The 23,523-nt window shown below is 62.9% G+C and carries 21 protein-coding genes and 1 tRNA gene; 12 read left to right on the plus strand and 10 right to left on the minus strand.

The features are described from left to right. Nucleotides 1-30 precede the first annotated feature (30 nt). On the plus strand, nucleotides 31-678 hold the full coding sequence (locus tag ABWI03_RS05305) for a TetR/AcrR family transcriptional regulator (RefSeq protein ID WP_298777365.1): 648 nt from the start codon (nucleotides 31-33) through the stop codon (nucleotides 676-678). On the opposite strand, the gene ABWI03_RS05310 is transcribed toward ABWI03_RS05305, so the two are convergent. Next, complete coding sequence (locus tag ABWI03_RS05310; RefSeq protein ID WP_298777366.1) at nucleotides 638-1,405, minus strand: TioE family transcriptional regulator; 768 nt, start codon at nucleotides 1,403-1,405, stop codon at nucleotides 638-640. The genes ABWI03_RS05305 and ABWI03_RS05310 overlap by 41 nt on opposite strands. A 107-nt stretch (nucleotides 1,406-1,512) precedes the next feature. Between ABWI03_RS05310 and ABWI03_RS05315 the strand changes: the two genes are divergently transcribed. Then, on the plus strand, nucleotides 1,513-2,736 hold the full coding sequence (locus ABWI03_RS05315) for an erythromycin esterase family protein (protein ID WP_298777367.1): 1,224 nt from the start codon (nucleotides 1,513-1,515) through the stop codon (nucleotides 2,734-2,736). Between the two features lie 5 nt (nucleotides 2,737-2,741). Here ABWI03_RS05315 and ABWI03_RS05320 read toward each other — a convergent pair whose 3' ends face one another. Further along, the gene (locus tag ABWI03_RS05320; protein WP_298777368.1) at nucleotides 2,742-3,851 is read right to left on the minus strand and encodes a serine hydrolase domain-containing protein; all 1,110 of its coding nucleotides are present in this window, start codon (nucleotides 3,849-3,851) and stop codon (nucleotides 2,742-2,744) included. 250 nt (nucleotides 3,852-4,101) lie between these two features. Here ABWI03_RS05320 and ABWI03_RS05325 point away from each other — a divergent pair, with 250 nt between their 5' ends. From ABWI03_RS05325 to ABWI03_RS05340, 4 genes are all read left to right on the plus strand, one after another. After that, a complete protein-coding gene (locus ABWI03_RS05325) occupies nucleotides 4,102-4,635 on the plus strand; it encodes an NlpC/P60 family protein (protein ID WP_029255974.1) in 534 nt (177 codons plus the stop codon). 65 nt (nucleotides 4,636-4,700) lie between these two features. Then, nucleotides 4,701-5,387 (plus strand): response regulator transcription factor, encoded by a 687-nt coding sequence (locus ABWI03_RS05330; RefSeq protein WP_095971204.1) that lies wholly within the window; start codon nucleotides 4,701-4,703, stop codon nucleotides 5,385-5,387. Continuing rightward, nucleotides 5,384-6,379 (plus strand): HAMP domain-containing sensor histidine kinase, encoded by a 996-nt coding sequence (locus ABWI03_RS05335; RefSeq protein WP_095971203.1) that lies wholly within the window; start codon nucleotides 5,384-5,386, stop codon nucleotides 6,377-6,379. The genes ABWI03_RS05330 and ABWI03_RS05335 overlap by 4 nt, the downstream gene beginning before the upstream one ends. 108 nt (nucleotides 6,380-6,487) lie before the next feature. Continuing rightward, the gene (locus ABWI03_RS05340) at nucleotides 6,488-7,990 is read left to right on the plus strand and encodes a DUF4153 domain-containing protein (protein WP_353798863.1); all 1,503 of its coding nucleotides are present in this window, start codon (nucleotides 6,488-6,490) and stop codon (nucleotides 7,988-7,990) included. A gap of 73 nt (nucleotides 7,991-8,063) precedes the next feature. On the opposite strand, the gene ABWI03_RS05345 is transcribed toward ABWI03_RS05340, so the two are convergent. Then, complete coding sequence (locus ABWI03_RS05345; protein ID WP_298777369.1) at nucleotides 8,064-10,400, minus strand: arylsulfatase; 2,337 nt, start codon at nucleotides 10,398-10,400, stop codon at nucleotides 8,064-8,066. 205 nt (nucleotides 10,401-10,605) lie between these two features. Here ABWI03_RS05345 and ABWI03_RS05350 point away from each other — a divergent pair, with 205 nt between their 5' ends. After that, complete coding sequence (locus ABWI03_RS05350; protein WP_298777370.1) at nucleotides 10,606-11,274, plus strand: TetR family transcriptional regulator; 669 nt, start codon at nucleotides 10,606-10,608, stop codon at nucleotides 11,272-11,274. A 32-nt stretch (nucleotides 11,275-11,306) separates the two neighbouring features. After that, a complete protein-coding gene (locus tag ABWI03_RS05355; protein WP_095971200.1) occupies nucleotides 11,307-12,224 on the plus strand; it encodes a TauD/TfdA dioxygenase family protein in 918 nt (305 codons plus the stop codon). A 1-nt stretch (nucleotide 12,225) separates the two neighbouring features. On the opposite strand, the gene ABWI03_RS05360 is transcribed toward ABWI03_RS05355, so the two are convergent. Further along, the gene (locus ABWI03_RS05360) at nucleotides 12,226-13,188 is read right to left on the minus strand and encodes a formylglycine-generating enzyme family protein (RefSeq protein ID WP_095971199.1); all 963 of its coding nucleotides are present in this window, start codon (nucleotides 13,186-13,188) and stop codon (nucleotides 12,226-12,228) included. 50 nt (nucleotides 13,189-13,238) lie between these two features. Then, nucleotides 13,239-13,314 (minus strand) — tRNA-Arg (locus tag ABWI03_RS05365). 244 nt (nucleotides 13,315-13,558) lie between these two features. Here ABWI03_RS05365 and ABWI03_RS05370 point away from each other — a divergent pair. Then, nucleotides 13,559-14,938 (plus strand): LLM class flavin-dependent oxidoreductase, encoded by a 1,380-nt coding sequence (locus ABWI03_RS05370; RefSeq protein WP_298777371.1) that lies wholly within the window; start codon nucleotides 13,559-13,561, stop codon nucleotides 14,936-14,938. A 9-nt stretch (nucleotides 14,939-14,947) separates the two neighbouring features. On the opposite strand, the gene ABWI03_RS05375 is transcribed toward ABWI03_RS05370, so the two are convergent. The 5 genes from ABWI03_RS05375 to ABWI03_RS05395 all read right to left on the minus strand — a co-directional run bounded on the left by ABWI03_RS05375 (nucleotide 14,948) and on the right by ABWI03_RS05395 (nucleotide 19,843). Continuing rightward, complete coding sequence (locus ABWI03_RS05375; RefSeq protein WP_298777372.1) at nucleotides 14,948-15,946, minus strand: winged helix-turn-helix transcriptional regulator; 999 nt, start codon at nucleotides 15,944-15,946, stop codon at nucleotides 14,948-14,950. A gap of 81 nt (nucleotides 15,947-16,027) precedes the next feature. Next, nucleotides 16,028-16,894 (minus strand): acyl-CoA thioesterase, encoded by an 867-nt coding sequence (locus ABWI03_RS05380; RefSeq protein ID WP_166809406.1) that lies wholly within the window; start codon nucleotides 16,892-16,894, stop codon nucleotides 16,028-16,030. Further along, nucleotides 16,891-17,715 carry a DUF1295 domain-containing protein gene (locus tag ABWI03_RS05385; RefSeq protein ID WP_298777373.1) on the minus strand — a complete coding sequence of 275 codons (825 nt, stop codon included), beginning with the start codon at nucleotides 17,713-17,715 and terminating at the stop codon, nucleotides 16,891-16,893. The genes ABWI03_RS05380 and ABWI03_RS05385 overlap by 4 nt, the downstream gene beginning before the upstream one ends. Further along, nucleotides 17,712-18,635, minus strand: a complete 924-nt coding sequence (locus ABWI03_RS05390; protein WP_095971137.1) for an SDR family NAD(P)-dependent oxidoreductase — start codon at nucleotides 18,633-18,635, stop codon at nucleotides 17,712-17,714. Before ABWI03_RS05390 ends, ABWI03_RS05385 begins: the two co-directional genes overlap by 4 nt. After that, nucleotides 18,632-19,843 (minus strand): acetyl-CoA C-acyltransferase, encoded by a 1,212-nt coding sequence (locus ABWI03_RS05395; protein ID WP_298777374.1) that lies wholly within the window; start codon nucleotides 19,841-19,843, stop codon nucleotides 18,632-18,634. The genes ABWI03_RS05390 and ABWI03_RS05395 overlap by 4 nt, the downstream gene beginning before the upstream one ends. Before the next feature lie 123 nt (nucleotides 19,844-19,966). Here ABWI03_RS05395 and ABWI03_RS05400 point away from each other — a divergent pair, with 123 nt between their 5' ends. From ABWI03_RS05400 to ABWI03_RS05410, 3 genes are read left to right on the plus strand one after another with little or no spacing between them, the layout of a single operon-like run. Beyond that, nucleotides 19,967-21,199, plus strand: coding sequence for an acetyl-CoA acetyltransferase (locus ABWI03_RS05400; RefSeq protein WP_298777375.1), 1,233 nt, complete (start codon nucleotides 19,967-19,969; stop codon nucleotides 21,197-21,199). A gap of 43 nt (nucleotides 21,200-21,242) precedes the next feature. Further along, nucleotides 21,243-22,760 (plus strand): carotenoid oxygenase family protein, encoded by a 1,518-nt coding sequence (locus tag ABWI03_RS05405; protein WP_298777376.1) that lies wholly within the window; start codon nucleotides 21,243-21,245, stop codon nucleotides 22,758-22,760. Then, on the plus strand, nucleotides 22,757-23,488 hold the full coding sequence (locus tag ABWI03_RS05410) for a VOC family protein (protein WP_298777377.1): 732 nt from the start codon (nucleotides 22,757-22,759) through the stop codon (nucleotides 23,486-23,488). Before ABWI03_RS05405 ends, ABWI03_RS05410 begins: the two co-directional genes overlap by 4 nt. The last annotated feature ends 35 nt before the right edge of the window (nucleotides 23,489-23,523 follow it).

Below are 23,523 nucleotides of genomic sequence, written 5' to 3' on the forward strand. Positions count from 1 at the left end.
CCGTCGCCTTACGTGTGTAAAGTTTGTCGGGTGAGTGATGTTTCCGAGGATGCCGATGAAACTGGGACGAACGGTTCTCGGAGTACTCGCGCCCGAAATCCGAGAGGAAGCGGCACACGGCTCCGTGGAGAGATCGTCGCCGCAGCGGCGACGCTCATCGCCCGCACCGGATCGGATCAAGCGGTGACGCTTCGGTCGGTCGCTCGCGAGGTCGGGATATCCGCACCATCTATCTACGGACACTTTTCCGATCGCGACGCCATTGTCGAAGCGGTGGTCTCCGAATCGCTGGAGCAGTTGCATCTCGCGGTGGCCGACGCCGTTGCCGCGCACGCCGACCCTGTCGAGGGTTTGTATGCTGGTTGCTCGGCATACGTCGAGTTCGGCATCTCCGAGCCTGCTCGGTATCGGGTCTTGTTCGGGTGGTCTCGGCCGAAAGGTCAGTCTCCACAATCGGATACGCGAGGGCTGGCCGCATTCAACACGCTGGTGACCAATCTCGAATCGTGTGTCGATGCTGGGAAGTCGACCAGCACAGATACTTTCGTCGATGCGGTGTCGATCTGGACCTCGCTCCACGGACAGGTGATGTTGCGTGCGGATCTCCCGGAGTTTCCGTGGCCGTCGACGGACACCGTCAGTGAGATGGTGAGGAGCCTTGCGCGGCTTGTGAACTGACTTCTTGATCGTTCGGTGATCGACGACGCAGCCAGGTCTGATCCAGCATCGTGAGATAGGCATCGAGTTGAGCCGCGCCGGCGAGAAGGTTGCGACTGCGCGTGGTCAGCCGGTCTTGCCAGGATTCGAGGAACGCTGCCAACGCGTCCGCTCCGCCTGCCTCGCGCAGCGAGTCGAGAAACTGGGCGACTTGCGACAGTCGGTAGCCGCCGCGCCGCAGTTGCCGTGCGATCTCGGCGTCGCGCACACACTCGGGACCGTATTCGCGATAACCCGTTGCCTGTTCGCGTTCGGGACGCAGGATGCCGTGCTCTTCCCATGTGCGCAGTGTCGCCGGATGAACGCCGAGACGGCGCGCGAGCTCACCCACCGTCAGCGCTGGACCGTGTACCTGTGCCGGTGCTGTGGTGGACAGAGTCCCCAGCGCAGTGGCTACCTCGGTGCGAGTTCCTCGCTCGGCGAGCAGCGTTACGTGCGCACTGTCGATCAGGCGGTAGGCGGACTCGGTGTCGCCCTGGTTGGTCGCACGCATGATTTCCGTGGCCCGCCGGTGCCCGTGACCGCCGCGCAATGCGAGGAAAGTACGCAGGGCTTGTGCGTGCACTGGGGTGTATCGCCGGTAGCCGTGGTTGCTGCGCTCGGATAAAGGAAGGACGCCGGCATCGTCGTAGTTGCGGATCGCCTGCGCGGACAACCCGTGTTCACGGGCAAGGTCGATGGGCCGCACTGATCACCTCCGATTGAGGCTTTTCACGGTATACCCCAGGTAGTTTTCGTGAAAGTTTCACTCGAACCTTCAACGATACTGTCGAAGGCAGTCCACCTTCGAAAGGGATGATCATGTCCACTGCCCCAGCGCTGAGTGAGTTCGGCCGCCAACTCGAAGACGCGGCAAGTCTTGGTCGTGCCGTCGACGAACTGCTCGCAACGCGAACCACGGGGCCGGCTCTACTCGCCCTCGGAGAGCCGACCCACGGAATCAAGGCATTTCCGTTGCTGCGCAACGAACTTCTCGGCCAACTCGTCGAACGAGGATATCGGTCGATCGTGCTCGAAACAGATGCCTTAGCGGCGTTGCTCGTCGACGACTACGTGAACGGGGGAGAGGTGGACATCGAGAAGGTGCTCGCCACCGGCTTCAGCCACGGATTCGGGGCGGTACCGGGTAACCGCGAACTCGTCGAATGGCTACGCGATTACAACGACGGTCGCGCTCCGGCTGACCGAGTTCGCTTCTACGGCTTCGACGCTCCGGTGGAGTATTCCGGCGCGCCGAGCCCACGTGGCGCGCTGTCTGCGGCAGGTGACTTCCTGCCCGCTGCGATGCGGCCGCACTCTTTCGACGACATCGACCTTCTGCTCGGGCAGGACACCGACTGGAGCAACCCGGCGGCGATGTTCGATCCGGCTGCGTCTATCGGCAACTCCGATCATGCTCGCGCCCTGCGCATCATTGCGGACGACCTCGGCAGCGTCCTGCGGCGCGCCGCACCGGTGCTGCGGTCCGCCGACCCGGGCAGGTACGACCTGGCCCTCGCACACGCACGCACCGCTGTAGGTCTTCTGCGATACCACGCCGCGATGGCGAGTTCCGCTCCTGATCGCATCGGCACTCTGCTCAGCCTGCGTGCCGAGATGATGGCCGAGAACCTGCTGGCCGTCGTCGCCCAGGAGCAGCGACGCGGGCCGGGCCTGCTGTTCGCACACAATGCCCATCTCTTGCGAGTGCAGTCCGACATGCCGGTCAACGGCGACGTGGTCAGTTGGGGAAGCGCCGGTTCACTCGTCGGACTTGCCCTCGGAGAGCGTTACGTAGTCGTGGCGACCGACGCCAACCCAGACAGTGATCCGGGCACTCTGCAGGGTGCGTTGGCCGAAGTGACCACTCGGCGTGCCCTGTTCTCGACTCCGGCCCTGCGAGCGGCGCTCGGCACGTCGGTCACTGCGGGCGAACCCATCCTGCCCGGCCATCTGCCGCTGAAACCTTCGGAGTTGAACGGAGCGGACGCGGTCATCTTCGTCGCGGATACTGATGGAAAACGTCGTCAGTACTGGTAAGAGCGTCAGGGGCAGAGCGCGTGCGAGAGCATCGCGATGGTGTCCGGTTGGTCCTTCGGCGTCGACGTCAGCGTCACGGTGAACGCACGATCGGGCGTCGCACCGGACAGCGTGTAGTACCCGTAGATCCCGCCGCTGTGGCCGATATAGGTGACGCCGCAGGGAAGTTCGGTGGCGCCAACGCCCAATCCGTACCCGGATCCCTCGGCTTCGGTGGCGGCGCCCTGAGGGGTGGTCATCTCGGCAAGCTGCTCGGCCGGCACCACCTGCCCGTCGAGTAGTGCTCGCCAGAAGACGTTCAGGTCTGTGCCCGTCGAGACCATCGCTCCGGCAGACCACGGGATCGACGGTTCGGTGCGGGAAACATCGGTCAGACCACCTTCGAGATCTTGATAGCCCGTCAGGTGGTCGCCCCTGATGTCGCGCTCGCCGGCCGGCGGGAGGTACGTGTCTTCCAGGTCCAGTGGATCGAGTATTCGAGACTGGAGTTCATCGGCGTAGCTGCGGCCGGTCACGGATTCGACGAGCATTCCGAGAACGATGTAGTTGGTGTTGGTGTAGACGAACGACGTTCCGGGGACGAATTGCGCCGGTTTACCGAGGGCGATGGCGACCGCGGCGGACGGCGTCAGCGTACGGTCCTCGTTTGCGGCAATCCATTCGTCGGCGCCGGGTTCTCCGGCGAATTCGGGAAGGCCGCTGCGATGTTGCAGCAGTTGTCGCACGGTGATTGCGCTGCCGTCGATGCCCCTGCCGTCAATGCCACTGCCGTGCAGTAGGCCCGGGAGGTACTGCTCGATCGGTGCGTCGAGGTCGATCTTGGTTTCGGCGACCAACTGCAGAACGAGCGAAGCGGTGAATGTCTTTGTCACACTACCGATCCGGACGCGGTCGTTCTTGCCGATCGAATCGCCGTTGGTCCGGTTGGGCACGCCGCTCGTCATCACAGCCGTCGTGGTGCCGTCGTCGAGTGTTGCGATCGACCCGACGACACCCGACCTGGTGAGTCCGTCGAGATCCGATTGAATCTCCACTGCGCGCTGGAGCGTCGAGCAACCGATCAGCGCCGTGGTGGCTCCGATGATGACCGCGGCGACGAGCAGGTATGAGCGCATGAGTCGAATTTATGGACTTCGTCGCTGGATCGGATCCAGGAAATCCCCCATCATTCCCTGATCTTCTGCCAGGCCGGGACGTAAGGCCTGTTTGTTGAAAACCGACAAATCGGATCAATCATTCCTGTCCGAACACCACGTCCACGCCGTTAACATCCGAACGAAGTGTTTGTTTTCACGTGTCTTACCAGTTCACGGCTATCGAGGTGCGCTGCCGCGCGCCGAAACGACTCCCACGAAGGACGGATGCATGAAGAAGTCGACACTCCGCACGGGAACGGTCGCGGCTCTGCTGACCGGAAGTGTCCTGTTGCTCTCCGCTGCCCCTGCCTCGGCCGATCCGGGAAGCCTCGGCAGTGGCGGCAGTAGCGGGAGCTCCGGCAGCCTGGGAAGCGCGGGCAGCATCAGCAGTGGATCAGCCGCCCTGCCCATCCCGAGTCCGGCAGGCCTGATCGCGCTGGCAGCAGCGAGCACTCAGACCGGAAAGCCCTACCAGTGGGGCGGCGTCGGTCCGAACTCGTGGGACTGCTCCGGGCTGGTGCAGTGGGCGTTTCGGCAGGCCGGAGTGAATCTGCCACGGACCAGTCAGCAGCAGGCCAACGTCGGACAGCCGGTTCCGCGGTGGGCCCTGGCGCCCGGCGACGTCATCACCTTCTACCCCGGTGCGACCCATGTCGGCATCTACGCTGGGTTCGGAATGGTGTTCAACGCCTATGGAGTTGGTGTTCCGACCGGACTGACGCCGCTGGCGGATCTGCCGATCAACAACATCCGAAGGTTCTAGAACCTGCACAGAACCTTCACAAGTCCTCCCAGGTTCATCCACGACGGCCGAATACAGTCAGTTCCATGAGTCAGCGAAGAGTGCTCGTGGTCGACGACGAGGTCAGTATCTGCGAGTCCATCGCGGCGAGGCTGCGTGCCGAGGGCTACGACGTCGAGCTGGCGTTCGACGGTCCCAGTGCGGTGACCCGCTGCGAGGAGATGGACGCCGACCTGGTGGTGCTCGACGTGATGATGCCAGGATTCGACGGACTCGAGGTCTGCCGCCGCATTCAGTCCGTGCGCCCGGTGCCGGTGCTGATGCTGACCGCCCGTGCCGATGAAACCGACATGCTGATCGGTCTCGGTGTCGGGGCCGACGATTATCTGAGCAAGCCGTTCAGCATGCGTGTCCTCGTCGCCCGTGTTCAGGCATTGCTTCGGCGCGCTGATCGTGCGGAGCACGCTGCTCGCCCGGTGACCGACCTCCTCGAGTTCGGCGATGTCGTGATCGACCTGACCGAGCGTCGAGTACGCCGTGATGCCCAAGAAGTCCACCTGACCCGCACCGAGTTCGATCTCATCGCCTACCTGGCGGAGCGGCCGCGAGCTGCGATCCCGCGGGAGTCGCTGCTCGAGGAAATCTGGGGATGGGGAGAGGGAGCGGGTAGTCGGACCGTCGACAGCCACGTCAAGGCGCTACGACGCAAGCTCGGACCTTCCGTGATCCGGACCGTTCACGGCGTCGGGTACGCCTGGGACGTGCCGCGATGAGCGTCGTCGACCGGCTTTTCGCACGATGGCCGCGGCCGCTGGACCCGATGCGGTCCTTCAAAGTGAAGGTCGGCCTCCTGGTTGTCGCAGCGCTGTTGTTCGCCGCGGGTGGTTTCTGGTTGACCTCGCAACAACCGTTTCGTTTCGCCCTTCTGACGGCGTTGGTTGTCGCACTCGGAGTTACGCAGGTGCTCGCACACGGAATGACGTCACCGCTTCGCGAGATGACGGCCGCAGCGAAGGCGATGGCGCGCGGTGACTACTCACGGCGAGTGCGAGCGACTTCCCGCGACGAGGTAGGCGAGCTCGCCCATGCGTTCAATCGGATGGCCGAGGACCTCGGTGCAGACGACCGGTACCGCCGCGAACTGATCGGCAACGTCTCCCACGAATTACGGACGCCCATCACCGCTTTGCAAGCGATGCTCGAAAACGTCGTCGACGGTGTCGAAGAACCGGATCCGGCGATGATGAAATCGGCGCTGCGGCAGACGGAACGACTGGGCGCGCTGGTGGCCGACCTTCTCGACCTCTCGAAACTCGAGGGTGGCGCGATGCCGTTGAAGCGGCGCCGATTCGAGGTCGAGCCGTTCCTACGCGAGCTGTCGAGTGTGAGCGCGGGCGACATCGAGATCGACGTGAAGCCTCCGCAATTGTCCGTCGTAGCCGATCCGGATCGCCTCCATCAGGTGGTGACCAACCTGGTGGGCAACGCAGTTCAGCACGGGAACGTCGACACGAAAGTTGTCATCCGAGTGCGTACCGGCAGTGCAGGGGAGTTGGTGCTCGACGTCCACGACGACGGCCCCGGCATCGAACCACAAGCCCGCGAGCGAGTGTTCGACCGCTTCATACGAGGCGGATCGACAGACGGTGGCACCGGGCTCGGCCTCGCGATCGCGAAGTGGGCCGTCGAATTGCATGACGGCAGGATCGCCGTCGTCGACGCCCCGTCGGGCTGCTGCATTCGAGTAGTGCTGCCGCAGAACTGAATCGAAGTCTCTGACGAGATCGAGAGATCTCGCGATGGCGCATGCCTACATCAGGCATTCGTCTGTATTTCCGACCCTGAAATCTGAACCAGAAACATAGGAGATCACATGAGCGCTCCGATAGTCATTCCACCGAAAGCGCCGATGCCGGCCGTGAAACCCAAGCGTCCCAGCCGGTTCTGGCGTCCCGATCGCACGTCGATGGCCACCCGCTCGATGCTCGTCGGCGCGGTCGCAGTAGGGGTGCTTGCGGCTCTGATCCTTGATCCAGGGTTCGTGAGTGTCGCGTACGTGATCGTCGGTGTCGGCGTGGTGATCGTGTTCGGGATTCTGACGCCGCCGCGGATGACCGTGACGCAGTGGGTCGCCGCCATCGGGATGCTCGCACTACTGGGCGTTGCCGCCGTTCGCGGTGCAGAGTGGTTGGTGTTCCTCTGCGTCGTAGCCGCGTGGGTTCTGTTCACGTGGACTCTGATCGGCGGGCGGACGTGGACCGGAATACTTCTCGGAACGGTCGCTCCCTGGCGGGCGCCCCACAGGACGGTCAACTTCGTTCGTCGTCGCAAACTTTCGACCCGCTCTGCTCCGCGGGTGCCGGCCGTGCGAGTTGTCGTCGTCAGCGCAGTATCGGTTGTCCTCCTGCTGATCTTCGGATCTTTGTTCGTGAGCGCGGATCCGGAGTTCGCGAAGATCTTCGGCGGCTTCGCTCCTGCCATCTCGGTGTCGAACCCGGGGGCACGGATCTTCGCCGGTGTCGTGATGGCGTTCGGCACGCTGGTTGCGGTGTATCTGCGTCGGAGAACGCCGACGGTGGACGCATTTGCGCCTGCACCGGCGACGCCGTTGCCGATGTGGGAGTGGGCGGTCCCGCTTGGAGTGCTCAACGTGCTGTTTCTCGGTTTTGTTGCAGTGCAGACGAAAACGCTGTTCGGGGGAGACGAGCACGTACAGGTGACCGACGGACTGACCTATGCGGACTACGCGCGTGAGGGTTTCTGGCAGCTCATGGCGGTCACCGTGCTGACGCTGCTCGTCATCGCCGTCGCAGTGCGGTTCATCGACCGCCGCGACGCCGGATCGAGGCGTCTTGCCCGCGGACTGTTGGGTGCACTGTGTCTCTTCAGCCTGGTGATCGTGGCGTCCGCAGTACACCGGATGTGGTTGTACGAGAATCAGTACGGTTTCACGGTGCTCCGGGTCAGCGTCTTCGCCACAGAGTTACTTCTGGGATTCGTGTTCGTATTGTTGCTCGTCGCGGGTATCCGGATGTCCGGGAAGTGGCTGCCCACAGCCGTTCTCGCCACTTCAGCCGTCGCGCTGCTGGCCTTCGCGGTGTTCAACCCCGACGCGTACATCGCGCAAAAGAACGTGGAGCGGTTCGAGGGCGGCAAGAGCATCGACGTTTCCTACTTACACGGGCTCTCCGTCGACGCGGTGCCTGCCTTGGATCGTCTACCGGAACCGCAGCGTTCATGTGCCTTGAGTAGATATCGATTCGGAGTGCCGGGTACCACTGTGCCCTGGGAGTTCAATGCTGCGCGTGAGAAGGCCCGCGACATCCTGGACGCTCGCCCGGTCGGGCCGTGCCTGCAGATGTACACGGTCGGATAGACGCAGGGCCATTGTGCAGCCGCGCGCCGGATATGGCGCGCGGCTGCACAATCGGCGAGCGTCACTTGGTCGATCAGTGCACGGCGAGTGAGATCTTCTCCCTCTCCTGCGCCGACACCACGTCGCGCGTGGAGCGCAAGTCGATGGTCACGCTGTTGAGTTTGCCGCCGTAACGGAAGGTGCCGTGCTCGGCGAACTCCTCCGCCACCGGACTGCCCCGATTGATGCCGACGTCGAGCTGTTCGTTCATGCTGAAGATCGCCCGTGTGGTCTTCTCGACCCGGCGCTCGGCGACCACCTCGCCGTCGACGCTCAGGGTGGCGGTTCCGCCCTTGCCGATTCCGCCGCCGTCGTACTCGAAGTGGACGGAGACTTCACGCGTATCGGGTGTCAGCGGGTTGCGCCCACGCACGAAGGTCCGGCCGCCGCCGCTGAAGTTGTAGCAGTAGACCGGAACGGAATCGAGTATGTACAAAGCGAATCCGCCGAACCGGCCGCCGAGGCTGACCAGCATGCCGTCGGCGACGCTACCCAGACTCGCGGTGAGTGTGTACGAGCGGTTGAAGAACGTCGGCGCAGCCTTCTCGACCAGTCCGTTCATGTGTGGGTACAGAGTGAGGGTTGTGCGGCCCATCATCGGATGCGGTGGTCGTGATTCCGCGGTGGCGTGGCGGCTGACCGTTCTGTCGTCCAGTGGCAGTACCTGATACTTGGCGGCCTCGACGAGGAATTTTTCCTTGAGCCGGGCCAGGATCTCGGGATGCTCGTCCGCGAGATCGCGGGCCTGCGACCAGTCGACCGAGGTGTCGTACAACTCCCAACGATCTTCGCTCATCGGTGTGAGCTCGAGGCCGTGAGTGGCCATCAGCCAGGGTGCGCGGTGCGCCGTGACTGCCGTCCAGCCGTGATCGTAGATTCCGCGGTTGCCGAAAATTTCGAAATACTGTGTGGTGTGGCGCTCTTCGGCTTCGGGCTCGGCGAAGGTGTAGTTCATCGCCACGCCCTCCATCGGTTTCTGGGTGACGCCGTCGACGCTGGTCGGCGCCGGAATACCGGCAGCTTCCAGGATTGTCGGCGTGATGTCGACGCAATGATGCCACTGCTCTCTGATGCCTGGCTTGTCGATCCCCTTGGGCCAGTGGGCGATCAGACCGTTACGGGTGCCGCCGTAATGAGACGCGACCTGCTTGGCCCACTGATACGGGGTGTCGAGAGCCAGAGCCCACGACGCCGGATAGTGCGGGTAGCTGGTTTCGGTTCCCAATTCGTCGTAGCGCGCCAGCACGTCGGATGTCGCACTCTTGTAACCGTTGAGGCCGGCGAGATAGTTGAACGAGCCCTCCATACCGCCCTCGGCGGAAGCGCCGTTGTCACCCATCATGTAGAGCACCAGTGTGTTGTCGAGGACGCCCATGTCCTGCAACCGGTCGACGAGCCTGCCTACCTCGTCGTCGGTGTGCTCGAGAAATGCCGCGTACAACTCCATCAAGCGGGCCGAGACCTTCTTCTGGTCGTCGTCGAGTTCGTCCCAGTGTGGGAGTCCCGGAGCCCACGGGGCCAGCTCGGTATCTGGAGCGACGACGCCCAGTTCCTTCTGCTTTTCGAGGGTGATCTCGCGTTGACGATCCCACCCGTGATCGAATTCGCCGACGTACTTGTCCAGGTAGCGGTCCGGAACCTGTAGTGGGGCATGGCAGGCGCCGAAGGGGAGGTAGCAGAACCACGGCTTGTCCGGGTCCATCGTGTTGACACCCTCTACCCATTCGATCGCGTGGTCGACCAAATCCTCGGAGAGGTGGTAGCCCTCCCGTGGCGTCCTGGGTAAGTCCACCATCGTGAAGTCCTCGTAGAGAACCGGGGTGAACTGGTCGGACTCGGCGCCGAGAAAACCGTAGAACTTGTCGAAGCCCTCACGGACCGGCCACCGATCGAACGGCCCGGCGGCGGTGGTCTCCCACGTCGGGGTCTGGTGCATCTTGCCGAAAGCGACCGTCGCATAACCGTTTCCCTGCAGGACACGGGCAACAGTCGCCGCGGAAGCTGGACGCGTCCCGTTGTATCCCGGTGCAGCATTCGCCATTTCGGAGATGACACCCATGCCGACGCTGTGGTGGTTGCGTCCGGTCAGAGTGGCGGCACGCGTCGGTGAGCACAGAGCTGTGGTATGGAATCGGCTGTACTTCACACCGGTCTCGGCCAAACGCTCGGCCGTGGGTGTGCGGCACGGGCCACCGAACGCCGAAGGTGCGCCGAATCCGACGTCGTCGATCATGATCAGCAGCACGTTCGGTGCCCCGGCAGGCGGGCGAAGCGGTTCCGGGCGGGTGTACGGGGGATTCTGATCGGGGTAGTACACGGCGGCCGCGACGTTCGGCGTCTCGGGAATGATCGGGATGGAATGGCGATTCACCAGCAGGCTCCTTGGCGTGTGCAAAACCGGGTCGATTAAGCGGTCGTCTTAAATTGGAGCGTAACGGTCACGACTTCGCTAGCAGCCTCGGTCTCGCTGACTGGGACAATCACCCCTGTGAGTGGTTAAGGAGTCCCTGCACTCCCTAACCACTCACAGGGGGTGGGTGTTGCAGAATTAAGGCAGTGACTTATATGGTCGGTGCATGCCCGCCTCGTTGGATGCCAAGAACGCCATGATCGCCGTCGCCGAGCGTATGTTCGCCGAGCACGGTATTCACGAAGTGTCCATGAGGGACGTGGCAACTGCTGCCGGGCAGCGCAACAACTCTGCAGTTCAGTATCACTTCGGTGGGCGAGACGGTCTGGTACTGGCCGTATTCCGGCATCGGATGGATCAGATCAATGCAGCACGACTGACATATCTCGACGACATCGACGCCAGTGGGCGGACCGACTTGGTCCGCGCCTTGGTCGAAGCCTTTCTGTACCCGTTGGCCGATTTCATGGCTACAGTCGACGGGTCCAACTACGCGCGTTTCATTGCGAGAATTTCACCGTCTGTGGATACACAGAGTGCTGAGTTTCGTGAGGTCAGTGAAGGAATCAACGAGGTTGTCGGCAGGTTGACGCGGGCCTTGACGCATCTGCCCCGCCGCGTCGCGGTTGAACGGATCGATCTGACGTTCAACATGAGCGTCTCCGCTCTGGCCATCTTCGAGCAGCGCCGCGAAGACGAAAACCCGGTTGTGCAGGCAGATTTCGATACGACGGTGGATCATCTGGTCGATCTCGCGGTAGGAGCACTGACCGCACCCCAAAGCGCACACAAACGCACACGAGCAAAGCGGGTGCACGCGTCGACTGACGTGTGACCCCTTCAGCCCCGACAGGACGGAGTCATCCGATGGCTATCCTTACATCATCACGCACAGTTCAAATCGGCAATCACACAATTGAATTCGGACCACGTGGCATGCGCCGCAATCCGGAAGGCGTTGAATCGATGCCGTACGAGCGGTTCACTCTGACGCCCGTCACACCGTTCATCGGTGCGGAGATCACCGACATCGACTTGCGTGATCCGTCGGAGGAGCAGATCGAGGATCTACGTCGGGCTCTCCTCGAATGGAAGGTCGTGTTCTTTCGGGACCAGCCGATTTCGAGCTTGAATCATCGTGACTTCGCGGCCCATTGGGGTGAACTCGAGGTTCATCCACTTCTCCCGCAAGGAGACGTTCCGGCCGTCGTCAGATTCGAACGCGGAGAAGACAGTCCAGGAACCGAAAACATCTGGCACGTCGACGTCACGTGGACCAAGACACCGCCCCTCGGTTCGGTCCTTCGGGCGATCGACGTACCGCCCGCCGGTGGTGACACCCTCTGGGCCGATATGGGTAACGCCTTCGACTGCCTCCCCGACGAGATCAAGGACTTGATCGACGGCAAGGACGCCATCCACGATTTTGTGCCGTCCTTCGGACGCGGCATGAGCCCGGAGAAGTTGGAACAGATGAAGGAGCAGTACCCGCCGGTCCTGCATCCGATGGTTCGTAAGCATCCGGAAACCGGGCGAAAGACGCTGTTCGTCAACAGCCTCTTCACCACCCACATTCCGGACATGGATCCTGCCGAAGGCAACGATCTGCTCAACCTGCTGTTTGCACAGGTCAAGGTCCCGGACTTCCAGTGCCGCTTCAAGTGGGCGCCGAATTCCATTGCCTTCTGGGACAACCGGTCCACCCAGCACTACGCGGCGAGCGATTACTTCCCCCATCGCCGCGTGATGGAGCGTGTGGCAATCCTCGGAGACGTGCCCTTCTGATCTACGTCTGCGGAATGCGGATAATGCACCGGAAGCCGACGTGGCAGGTCGAGGACTCCTCGGATTCGCCCTGCCGCGCGGCAGGGCGGTAGCGCAAGCAGTAGTTCGGTGCGCACAGATGTGAGCCGCCCTTGATCACCCGTCGTGCGTAGGGTTCGCCCGCCAAGGCCTCCGTGGCGAACTCCGCTCGGGGATTACGAGGAATGCAGCACGACGAGGTCGGCGCGACGTTCTTGGAACTGTGGGCGTGGTCGGACGTGTAGTGATCGGCTGTCCACTCCCACACGTTCCCGGCCATGTCGAGCAGCCCGTAGCCGTTGGGCCGGAACTTTCCGACCGGCGCTGTGCGCTCGTACCCGTCCTCGAGCAGGTTCTCCCAGGGGAACTGTCCCTGCCAGACATTGCCACCAGGCCGCCCGCCCGGAGAGTCGTGATCGCCCCACACATAGGCCTGGCGATCGAGTCCACCGCGGGCGGCGAACTCCCACTCGGCCTCGGTCGGGAGTTCCTTGCCGGCCCACGCGGCGTAGGCCTGAGCGTCGAAATACGACACGTGGGTGACCGGGTGCCGTTCACGTCCCCCGATGTTGCTGTCGACTCCCTCGGGATGGCGCCAGTCGGCGCCGGGAGTGAACGACCACCACTGGGTGTAGTCGTCGAGTGAGACCGGACCGGGTGGTGAAGTGAAGACCAACGAGCCCGGAACGAGGAGGGCAGGATCGGCGCCGGGATAGTCGGCGGCATCCGGGGCGATTTCCGCAGTGGTGACGTGGCCGGTTGCCTTCACGAAGCGTCGGAACTCGGCGACCGTCACCGCCGTCGTGTCCATCCAGAATCCATCGACGGTGACCTGATGAACTGGGCGTTCTTCCGGATAGAAGTCTTCGGAGCCCATCCAGTACGTCCCACCCGGGATCAAAGACATGTTCTTCGGGGGAGTTGCCGTGGAGTGAGGCGTCGTCATGAATTCAAGAATGGCACGTCGGTCGCGCCGATGTGGGGGAGAGTCCCACCTGGTGCCCTCGGCAGGATTCGAACCTGCGACCCTTCCTTTAGGAGAGGAATGCTCTATCCCCTGAGCTACGAGGGCGGGGAGCGTTACCGACAAGCGCTGAAAACCCTGTGCTGCCGGGGTTTTCGCTTCTCGGTGCTGCTGTTGCCTCCGCTCTGCCTGTCGGCACGAAGCCTCAGGCGTCACAGCTGCGCTAGTCAGTGTAGCGGCCCGCCGACGAGGTCGCGAAGTCGACGGTGTTATCGCGTGCAAGCTGCCGGCCGAACCGATCGCACTGATCGTAATGGTAGTCACCGCGGAGCAGGCGCGGCATGGTGCGGGAATGACCCGCAGAATCCGCTTCAACGCCTTTGCCATGAACTGCGTCGCCCACCAATCGCCTGGTCTGTGGCGCCACCCGGAAGACCAGTCGTCCAGGTACACGGATCTGAGGTACTGGACGGAATTGGCGAAGCTCCTCGAGCGTGGACGATTCGACGGGTTGTTTCTGGCCGATGTTTTGGGAACATACGACGTGTACGGCGGTAATCACGACGCAGCGCTGCGGCAGGGCGCGCAGGTTCCGGTCTCGGACCCGCTGCTACTGGCATCGGCGATGGCTGCCGTGACCGAGCACTTGGGCTTCGGTATCACCGCAGGTACAGCCTTCGAGCATCCGTACCCGTTCGCTCGGCGCTTGAGCACCCTCGATCATCTGACGAACGGGCGAATCGGGTGGAACGTGGTCACCGGATACCTCCCGTCGGCCGCACGGAACATGGGCGAGGACGACCAACTCCAGCACGACGATCGCTACGACCACGCGGACGAGTACCTCGAAGTTCTCTACAAGTTGTGGGAAACCTCGTGGGAAGACGACGCGGTGGTGCGTGACAGAAGCACCGGGGTCTACACGGACCCCGCCAAAGTTCATCCGATCGAGCACGAAGGCAAGCACTTCACGGTTCCGGGAATCCACATCTCCGAACCTTCTCCGCAGCGGACGCCGGTCATCTTCCAGGCGGGCGCGTCGCCTCGCGGGGTTCGGTTCGCCGCCGAGAATGCCGAGGCGATCTTTGTCGGTGCACCGACAAAAGCGATTCTCAAAGACACCGTTGCGCGCATCCGGAACGAGCTGACCAAGGTCGGACGAGATCCGTACTCGGCCCGCATCTACACACTGTTGACGATCATCACCGACCGAACCCCCGAGTTGGCGCAGGCGAAGCTCGAGGACTACCGCAGTTACGCCAGTAGTGAAGGCGCGCTCGTTTTCACCTCGGGGTGGATGGGAATCGACCTCTCCGGATACCGAGCGGACGAGCCGATCGGGAACGTCGAGAGCAACGCCATTCAATCCGCGGTCGCGTCGTTTCGTCAGGCCGACGAGAAGGGTGGCGAGTGGACGGTGGGAGACATCGCGGAGTGGGCGGGCATCGGAGGGCTGGGCCCGATCGTCGTCGGTTCCGGCGCGGAGGTCGCCGACGAGTTGCAGGAATGGGTCGCCGAGACCGACGTCGACGGGTTCAATCTGGCGTACGCGGTGACTCCGGGAACCTTCGAAGACATTGTGGAGCATGTGATTCCGGAGCTGACCAGACGGGGCGCTTACCAGAGCGACTACGAAGCAGGGACGCTGCGCAACAAATTGTTCGGGCGAGGGGACCGGCTGCCGCTCGAACACCGAGGTCGGAGCTTCGACCGGATCCGCACGACCGGCTGAGCGGGGACCTCAAGACCAGCCGGACCCCGGCACGTGAACCGAGGTGGTGAGGTCGATCGCCTCAATGTCCGAAGACCTCAATTCTTCACCACACACACTGCAACCCAAGCGTGCTTCGAATCGCTTACCGCAGGTCTTGTGATGGAGAACGATGTCGGGGCCGTCCGCGGATCTGAACCAACGCTGACCCCAGGAGATCATGCACATCACGACGGGGAAGTACGCCGTGCCCTTGGGGGTGAGTCGATACTCCGACCACTGTGGGCGATCCGGAAGCGGACGCGTTTCCATCACACCGATCTCGGTGAGGTGCTTCAAGCGATCCGCGACTATCGCCGGTGGTGCCCCGGTGATCTCGGCGAACTCTCCGTAGCGGCGAGCGCCTCGGAAAGCTGCACCGATGATCGCCGCTGACCAGCGATTGCCGACGAGTTCCATCGTGTGAGCCAGAATTTCCGGACGGCGTTCGGACTTGGTGGAGCGTCGCCGCGATGTTGCTTCCGGGACACTGCGTGAGAAGTCGCCACTCGGGCCCATTTCGGAGTCCAGGGACCGTACGTCCACGTCCTCGCCGCACTCCTTGCAGCGCAGGATCGGGGTGAAGTCGTGTCCGCAGGTGCTGTGCCGCAGTGGTGGAAGCGGCTGGGTTTCGTTGGGCGCCCACTGCTTCTCCCACGACCACATGGTGATGAGGACGGGCCAGATCGACTGCCCTTTGCGGGTGACCGAGTATTCGTGCCTGGGCGGGTTCTGCTGATACTCACGACGCTCGAGCATTCCGCCGGCCGTCAGGACCGCCAACCGTGAGGACAATACGGAGTTGGAGATTCCCCCGAGAGCCAGCCAGTCGTTGTATCGTCGCGACCCCAACAGGGCGAATCGCAGAATCCAGAGGTTCCACTCGTCCCCCAACAGTCCGAGCGTGACGGCCAGTGCGTTGGGACCACCGGCAGGCAACTCGGTGACGCCCGCCGACGCGGTGGGTGTCGAAGATCCGGCTGCATTCACTCGTACCACCCCGAAATCATAGGCCGCGCATCCTGGGGCACCGGGAGACCGTACCGAGTGGTCTGCAGAAAGAGTCGGGAATCACTCGACACGGGCAATGAGTAACGCTTCCTGAGTGATCTGGCAGATCTGGAGTCCGGATCGATCGAAGACCGCGGCATTCACGACTGCTCTGCCGGCGTGAGCTGTGGGTGTCGAGTGCTCGAAGAGCAGCCACTCGTCCGCTCGTACCGGACGCTGAAACCACATCGTGTGATCGAGGGACACACCCGTCCAGTCCGTGTCGAGCGAGTGCTCCTGCCCGATGTCGTAGCCGTGCGGAGTCAGCGCGGTTGCCATCAGCATCAGATCGCTGGCATAGGCGAGAGCAGCGACGTGAATCAGCGGATCGTCGCTCAGGGGCTGCGCCGACCGCATCCAGATGTTGCGCGGAGGCGCCGCCGAATGCGTCGTAGGGGACTGCAGATCGAGTGGAGACACACGAATTTCGATGGCGGAGAACTCTTCCCACACTTCGCCCAGTCCGCCGTCAGCCTCGGCCAACTCTTGCAGGGTCACGCACTCTTCGGGTGGGAGCGCTGCGGGAGTTGCCCGACTGTGAGTGATGCCCTCGTCGATCGAGGAGGCCGAGACCGTCGAGCGGCAGACGAGTCGTCCGTCCTGGTGGACGTCGACGCCTCTGGTGGACAGGCGTTTTCCGTCGCGAAGTCGATCTACCGAGAACTCTGTCGCGTGATTCGGCGAACCCGGGCGAAGGAAGTGCGTGTGGACGGAACTGATCGCTTTTCCGTCGGTGACCGTGTGCCCGGCCGCGAGAATCGACTGGGCGACCAGTTGGCCGCCGAACAACTGAGGTAGCCGAACACCGTCATTCGACCCTTGCCACCGGTCCGGGCCGGTCGATTCCAGGTCGAAGACGTCGGCGAGACCACTCGTGGGGGCGCTCATGACGCGTGGTTTCGTGCCGGGCGTGGCGGGCGGGGAAAGAATCCGCTGGTCCGGGCCACGTAGTCGTCGTAGGCCTGCCCCTTGCTCTTACGCATGCCGCGTTCGAGCAGGGCTTTCCCGCTGTAGCTCACCAGCAGTTTGATCATGACGATCGGCGAGACGATCGTGATCAGTGCCAATGGATCACCTAATGCGAGGATGAAGAGTCCGACCCAGACGCATGCGTCACCGAAGTAGTTGGGATGGCGGGTCCAGGCCCAGAGCCCACGATCCATTACCCTGCCGGCATTGGCCGGGTCAGTCTTGAAGCGGGAAAGTTGGTAGTCGCCAACCGATTCGAAGACGAAGCCGATTGTCCAGACTGCGATGCCGATCGCGCCCAGGACTCCGAGAGTCCGAAACTCGTACATCGCGAACTGAACGGGCAGCGAGACCACGAGAATGAGGACGCCCTGGAGTCCGTAGATCTTACGGATCAGGAACGGAACCAGCGGGCCCTGTTGGTGTTTGAGCAGGGCAGTGTAGCGCTTGTCCTGCCCGTGCCCACGGTTACGGAAACCGATGTAGAGGCCCAGTCGCATTCCCCACACCACGGTCAGCGCCAGGACCACGAGGCGACGCAGATCGTTGCCGTCCGATCCGATGGACGTCACGTACGAGACGACGGCGACGACGGCGAATCCAGGCCCCCAACAGATGTCGATGATCGAGTGATTGTTCATCCGGATGGCGACGGCCATCACGACTGCGATGAAGACGAGCACGGCGAGTGCGCTCACACCGAAGTTCAGTGCAAGATCGCCCAGTGGGATGTCGGTCATGCGCGCGCTTTCTGATTGTGGTGGTCGAGCAGTTCGGAAGCAAAGTCCGCGAAGGCTTCCTGAGCGCTCGGATAGGTGTGGGAAGTGCCGAGCCGGCTGGTCACGAGTAGTGCGTCGAGTGCTTTGGCATCGAGTTCTGTGGTGGTGGGCAGGAAGGCGGTCGAGCCTTCGACGGCGTCGGCCGAACGCACCCCGTTGCCTGCCGTGACGATCACCTGCCCGTTGGTCGTGGACTCGGGATCGACGAGGGCAGCGACCACCGGAGCTACCAGGTCGGCACCCATGATGTCGATGAATCGCGGGTCCATTCCGGACTCGGTCATCTGCGTAGTGGCGTAGGGCAGAACGACATTGGTGAAGACGTTGTGGCTCGCACCTTCGGCCGCTGCGGTGCGCCCCAGGGCGATCACGGCTCCCTTGCTGGCGGCATAGGCGGATACGGTCGGTTCGCCGTGCAGTCCTGCGGTCGAGGCAATCATCACGATGCGCCCGAATCCGGCTTCGCGCATCACTCGGGAGGCTTCGGCGGCAACCAGTGCGGTCCCGACGACGTTTGTCGTGATGACGGTACTGAGGTTTTCGGCGGTGGTGCGATGGAGCATCTGTGGACCGCTGACCGCGGCGCTGGTGATGCAGAAGTCGAGTCGTCCGAAGCGAGTGAGAGCCTCGTCCACCAACTTTCGTCCGACCTCGGGGTCGGTAACGTCGTCGTGGTTGGCGACGGCGTGGCCACCGGCTTCGAGGATCTCGTCGGCAACCTGATCTGCAGGGCCACGGCCGCGCGCGTCGAGTGTGCGATTTCGATTGTTGACGATCACCGTGACCCCTCGGCTCGCGAGATGCACTGCGACGGCGCGGCCGAGGCCCTTACCCCCTCCGGTGACGACGGCAACGCGGCCCGAAAGCGTACTGGCGGTCATGAGGCGATTCGTTCGACGAGAACCGCGACTCCGACACCGGCGGCGCCGCTGACCGCGGCCACACCGTAGCGTCCGTCGCTCCGTACCAGTTCGTCGACGCAGGCACCGACGAGAATTGCTCCGGTAGCGCCGAATGCATGGCCCATCGCCATCGTGCCTCCGTTGGGGTTCATCCGGTCCGGCCCGGCGTCGAGATCGCGACGGAACCGTAGGCAGAGCGCGGAGAACGCCTCGGCGAACTCGAACACGTCGATGTCCTGCGGACGAAGCCCGGCCCGTGCGATGACTGCCTCGACGGCGCTCTGGCCCGCCGTGAGCATGAGAACCGGATTCACCGAAGTCGATGCGGATCCGATGATCCGTGCGCGAGGGGTCAAGCCGGCTCTAGCCGCGGCCTTTTCGGATCCGAGGAGAAGGAGTGCTGCGCCGTCGGCCATGGCGGGAGAGGATCCGACGGTGTGCAGGTGTTCGATCTTGCTGACCTCAGGGTAGGCGGCGAGCGCGAGTGCATCCTGACCGGCGGAGCCGAGCCCTTCGAAGGCGGCAGGCAGTGCTGCGAGCCCCTCTGCTGTCGTGTCTGCCCTGACCAGTTCGTCGTGCGCAATTCCAGGTTCACCGTGTCTTCCGGGAACAGGTACAACGGACCGCTCGAATGCGCCGTTGCGCCAGGCCTCGGCAGCCTTGTGCTGGGTTTCGACGCCGTAGGCGTCCAGCTCGTCGCGGGAGTACCCCTCGATCGTGGCATTCAAATCGGCGGCAACACCCATATGGATGGAGCCGATCTGCGCAATGGTTGCCGGGTCGGTCCACAGAGGTCCTCGATCGCTGAACATCGGAGTGCGGGAGACGCTTTCGACGCCACCGGCCACGACGAGGGACACGTCGTCGCTGCGAATGCGGGCTGCGCTCTGGCCGACCGCGTCGACGCCGGATGCGCAGAAACGATTGAGAGTCGCGCCGGGAACGGAATCACCCCAACCGGCCAGGAGGGCTGCAGTTCTCGCGATGTTCGCTCCCTGCTCGTCCACCTGCGATGCGCAGCCGAGAACGACGTCGTCGATCTGCTCTGCGGCGAGGTTCGTTCGACCTTGCAGTGCCTTGGCCAGATGGACGACAAGATCCACTGGGCTGTGTTCGTGGAGGGCGCCTCGCGTCGATGCTCGGCCGCGCGGCGTGCGCACGTAGTCGAGGACAAAAGCATCAGTCATTTTCAACCCTTCAATTAGTAGAGTTACTCTGCTAGTTGTAGTACGGTTGCGATGAAATTACAACCGCCGATGCACGGGTATCTCGGTGACGTCACCGAGGCCGGATCGGCAAGGGGAGAGGTCATGACTGTTTCGAACATTTGGATTCTCGGCGGGTACCAATCCGACTTCGCACGAAACTTCACCCGTGAGGAACTCGATTTCGCGAACCTTGCCGAAGAGGTGGTGAACCACACTCTGGCCGCGGCGAAGGTTCCTGCCACCGACATCGAGGTGATCCACGTCGGTAATGCCTTCGGTCAATTGTTTGCCGGCCAAGGTCAGCTGGGTGCGATGCCCGCCACCGTGCATCCAGAACTCTGGGGTGTGCCCTCGTCCAGGCACGAGGCAGCGTGCGCATCGGGCAGTATCGCTGTACTTGCAGCGATGGCAGACCTGCGCGCCGGCAACTACGACGCGGCTCTGGTGATGGGTATCGAACTGGAGAAGACTGTTCCGGGTGATGACGCGGCCGGCCATCTGGGCGCTGCAGCCTGGGTCGGACACGAAGGTCAGGAAGCAAAATTCATGTGGCCGTACATGTTCGATCGTGTGTCGAAGGAATACGGGCGGCGTTACGGGATCGACGAATCTCACCTTCGCGCGATCTCGCAGATCAACTTCGCGAACGCGAAGAACAACCCCAATGCGCAGACACGCGGTTGGGCGGTGCCCGATCTACTCGGAAATGCGGGTGGTGACGACACCACCAATCCTGTTGTGGAAGGTGGTGTTCGACGATTCGATTGCAGCCAGGTGACCGACGGTGGCGCCGGGGTGGTGCTGGTGACGGACAAGTACCTCCGTGACCACCCTGGTGCTGCGGCGACTCCACTGGCCCAGATCGCAGGCTGGGGTCACCGCACCGTCGGTTTGGGTCTCGAACAGAAACTGACGCGTGACGCGGAGAATCCCTACGTGATGCCACACGTTCGGGATGCGGTGATGGGCGCCTTCTCCCGGGCGGGAGTCGACCTGGCCGGGATAGACGGGATCGAAACACATGATTGTTTCACCGCGAGTGAGTATCTCGCGATCGACCACATCGGTCTGACCGCGCCCGGCGAGTCGTGGAAAGCCATCGAGAGTGGCGACATCGCCATGGGCGGCAAGCTACCGATCAACCCCAGCGGCGGTCTGATCGGCGGCGGTCATCCGGTGGGCGCCAGCGGTGTCCGAATGCTTCTCGACGCGGCCCGTCAGGTGACGGGAACGGCCGGCGGTTACCAAGTCGAGGGCGCGAACCGCTTTGCGACGCTGAACTTCGGTGGAAGTACAGCCACCACCGTCAGTTTTGTCGTCGACGCCGTTTCCTGAAAGTGCAGCCCAGCCTTTCCCCATCAGTCGAAAAGAGAATTCCATGGACGTCGAAATCGTAGGCAAGTTGTTGTCCACCCTTCCCGCCGATGACGATCACCCGTATCGCACCGGCCCGTGGCAACCCCAGACCACCGAGTTCAAAGCGGACAACCTCGAAGTCGTATTCGGTGAGGTTCCGAAAGACCTCGACGGTGTCTACCTGCGCAACACCGAGAATCCGCTCCATCCCTCGATGAAGGCTTATCATCCCTTCGACGGCGACGGAATGATTCACATCGTGGGCTTTCGTGACGGAGAGTCGTTCTACCGCAATCGATTCGTACGGACTGACGGGTTGGCGGCCGAGCAGGATGCCGGCGCCGCCTTGTGGGCCGGGCTCGCAGAGTCTCCCAAACTCAGTCGCCCCGAGGGCGGCAAGGGTGCGCGCACCCGGATGAAGGACGCGTCCAGCACCGACGTCGTCGTTCACCGGGGGACTGCTCTCACCAGCTTCTACCAGTGCGGAGATCTGTATCGGCTCGATCCGATGTCGGCGGAGACACTGGGAAAGGAAAGCTGGAACGGCAAGTTCCCCTTCGAATGGGGTGTATCCGCGCATCCGAAGGTGGACGACAAGACCGGAGAAATGCTGTTCTTCAACTACAGCAAGGAAGCACCGTACATGCACTACGGCGTCGTGGACTCGGCCAACGAGTTGGTCCACTACGTCGACGTGCCACTTCCCGGTCCGCGGTTGCCACACGACATGGCCTTCACCGAGAACTACGCGATCCTCAACGACTGCCCCTTGTTCTGGGATCCGGTTCTGCTCCAGAAGGGCGCGCACGTCGCGAATTTCCATCCCGATATCCCGCTACGTCTCGGAGTCATCCCACGCCGCGGAAACACCGCCGACATCAAGTGGTTCGAGGCGGATCCGACCTATGTCCTGCACTTCGTGAACGCCTACGAAGAGGGGGACGAAATCGTTCTGGACGGTTTCTACCAGGGCGATCCGGAGCCGTCGGACAACGGGATGGGCAATCAGTGGGAACGCGCCTTCCGCTTCCTCGCTCTCGATCGCATGCAGACCCGACTGCACCGCTGGCGTCTGAACCTGGTCACCGGAGCCACGCGTGAAGAGCAGCTCAGTGACTCGATCACCGAATTCGGCATGATGAACGGGAATTTCGCGGGGGAGAAGTACCGATACGCATATGCGGCTTCGGGTAAACCGTCGTGGTTCCTGTTCGACGGCTTGGTCAAACACGACCTGCTGACGGGGAACGAGGAGCGATTCTCCTTCGGTGACGGTGTGTACGGCAGCGAGACGTCGATGGCACCACGTGTGGGCGGTACCGCGGAAGACGACGGTTACCTCATCACGTTGACCACTGACATGAACGAGGATGCGTCCTTCTGTCTTATCTTCGACGCCGCCCGCGTCGGAGACGGTCCGCTGTGCAAACTTCGCCTCCCCGAACGGATTTCGAGTGGTACCCATTCGACATGGGCTCCGGGGGCCGAGCTTCGTCGCTGGCAGACCGCCGACAGCGCCGCCGAAGCGGTCGGACTGTGACGGACGCGCCCGGCACGGGCACGTGGGAGATCTTGCGGCAAGTGGTGATCGGTGCACGAGATCTGGACAAGACCGGCCGGCAATTACGTGAAGCGTTGAATCTGGCACCAGGATTCGCGGATCCACTGCTCGAAGACATCGGTTTGGCCGACGAGACCCTGGCCGTCGGGCCGCAAGCCTTTCTGGAGATCGTCGCACCGCTCGACGAGACTGTCTCGTTGGCGAGATGGATCCGAAAGGGCGGAGGGGAGGGCGGTTATGCACTCTCGATCCAGGTATCGAATATCGCGCCCTATCTGGAACGTGCAGCCGCAGTCGGTGTTCGGACGGTAGCTGATCTCGAGGCCTACGGTCACCGGATCGTCCAGCTCCATCCCGGTGATCTCGGACTGCTCGTAGAACTCGACGAGATTCCCGACGCCGACGAGTGGTTCTGGGACGAGACGGAGAAGGAGGTTTCGGTCGATCCATGGGTCGACGACATCCTCGGGGTCGACGTGTCCTCTCCCGATCCGGCCAAGACGGCGACGCTCTGGGCCGAAGTGTTCGGCAAGAAACCGGATTCGACGCAATCACTCTCGATCAGGCTGGGATCGCGCGTCGTGTCGTTTGTTCCGGGAGAGCGGTCGATGCTCAGTGCAATCGATCTGGCCGCGTCGAGCGGCGCGCCTGCCATCGAGCCCGGTCCGAGTCTCGGCGGCGTCGAGTTTCGGATTCACCCACACTGAGCCTGCCTGACGTCGAATGACAGAAATCGGGGCCG

Source organism: Rhodococcus baikonurensis (genome assembly GCF_040489275.1).
Classification (GTDB): domain Bacteria; phylum Actinomycetota; class Actinomycetes; order Mycobacteriales; family Mycobacteriaceae; genus Rhodococcus_F; species Rhodococcus_F baikonurensis.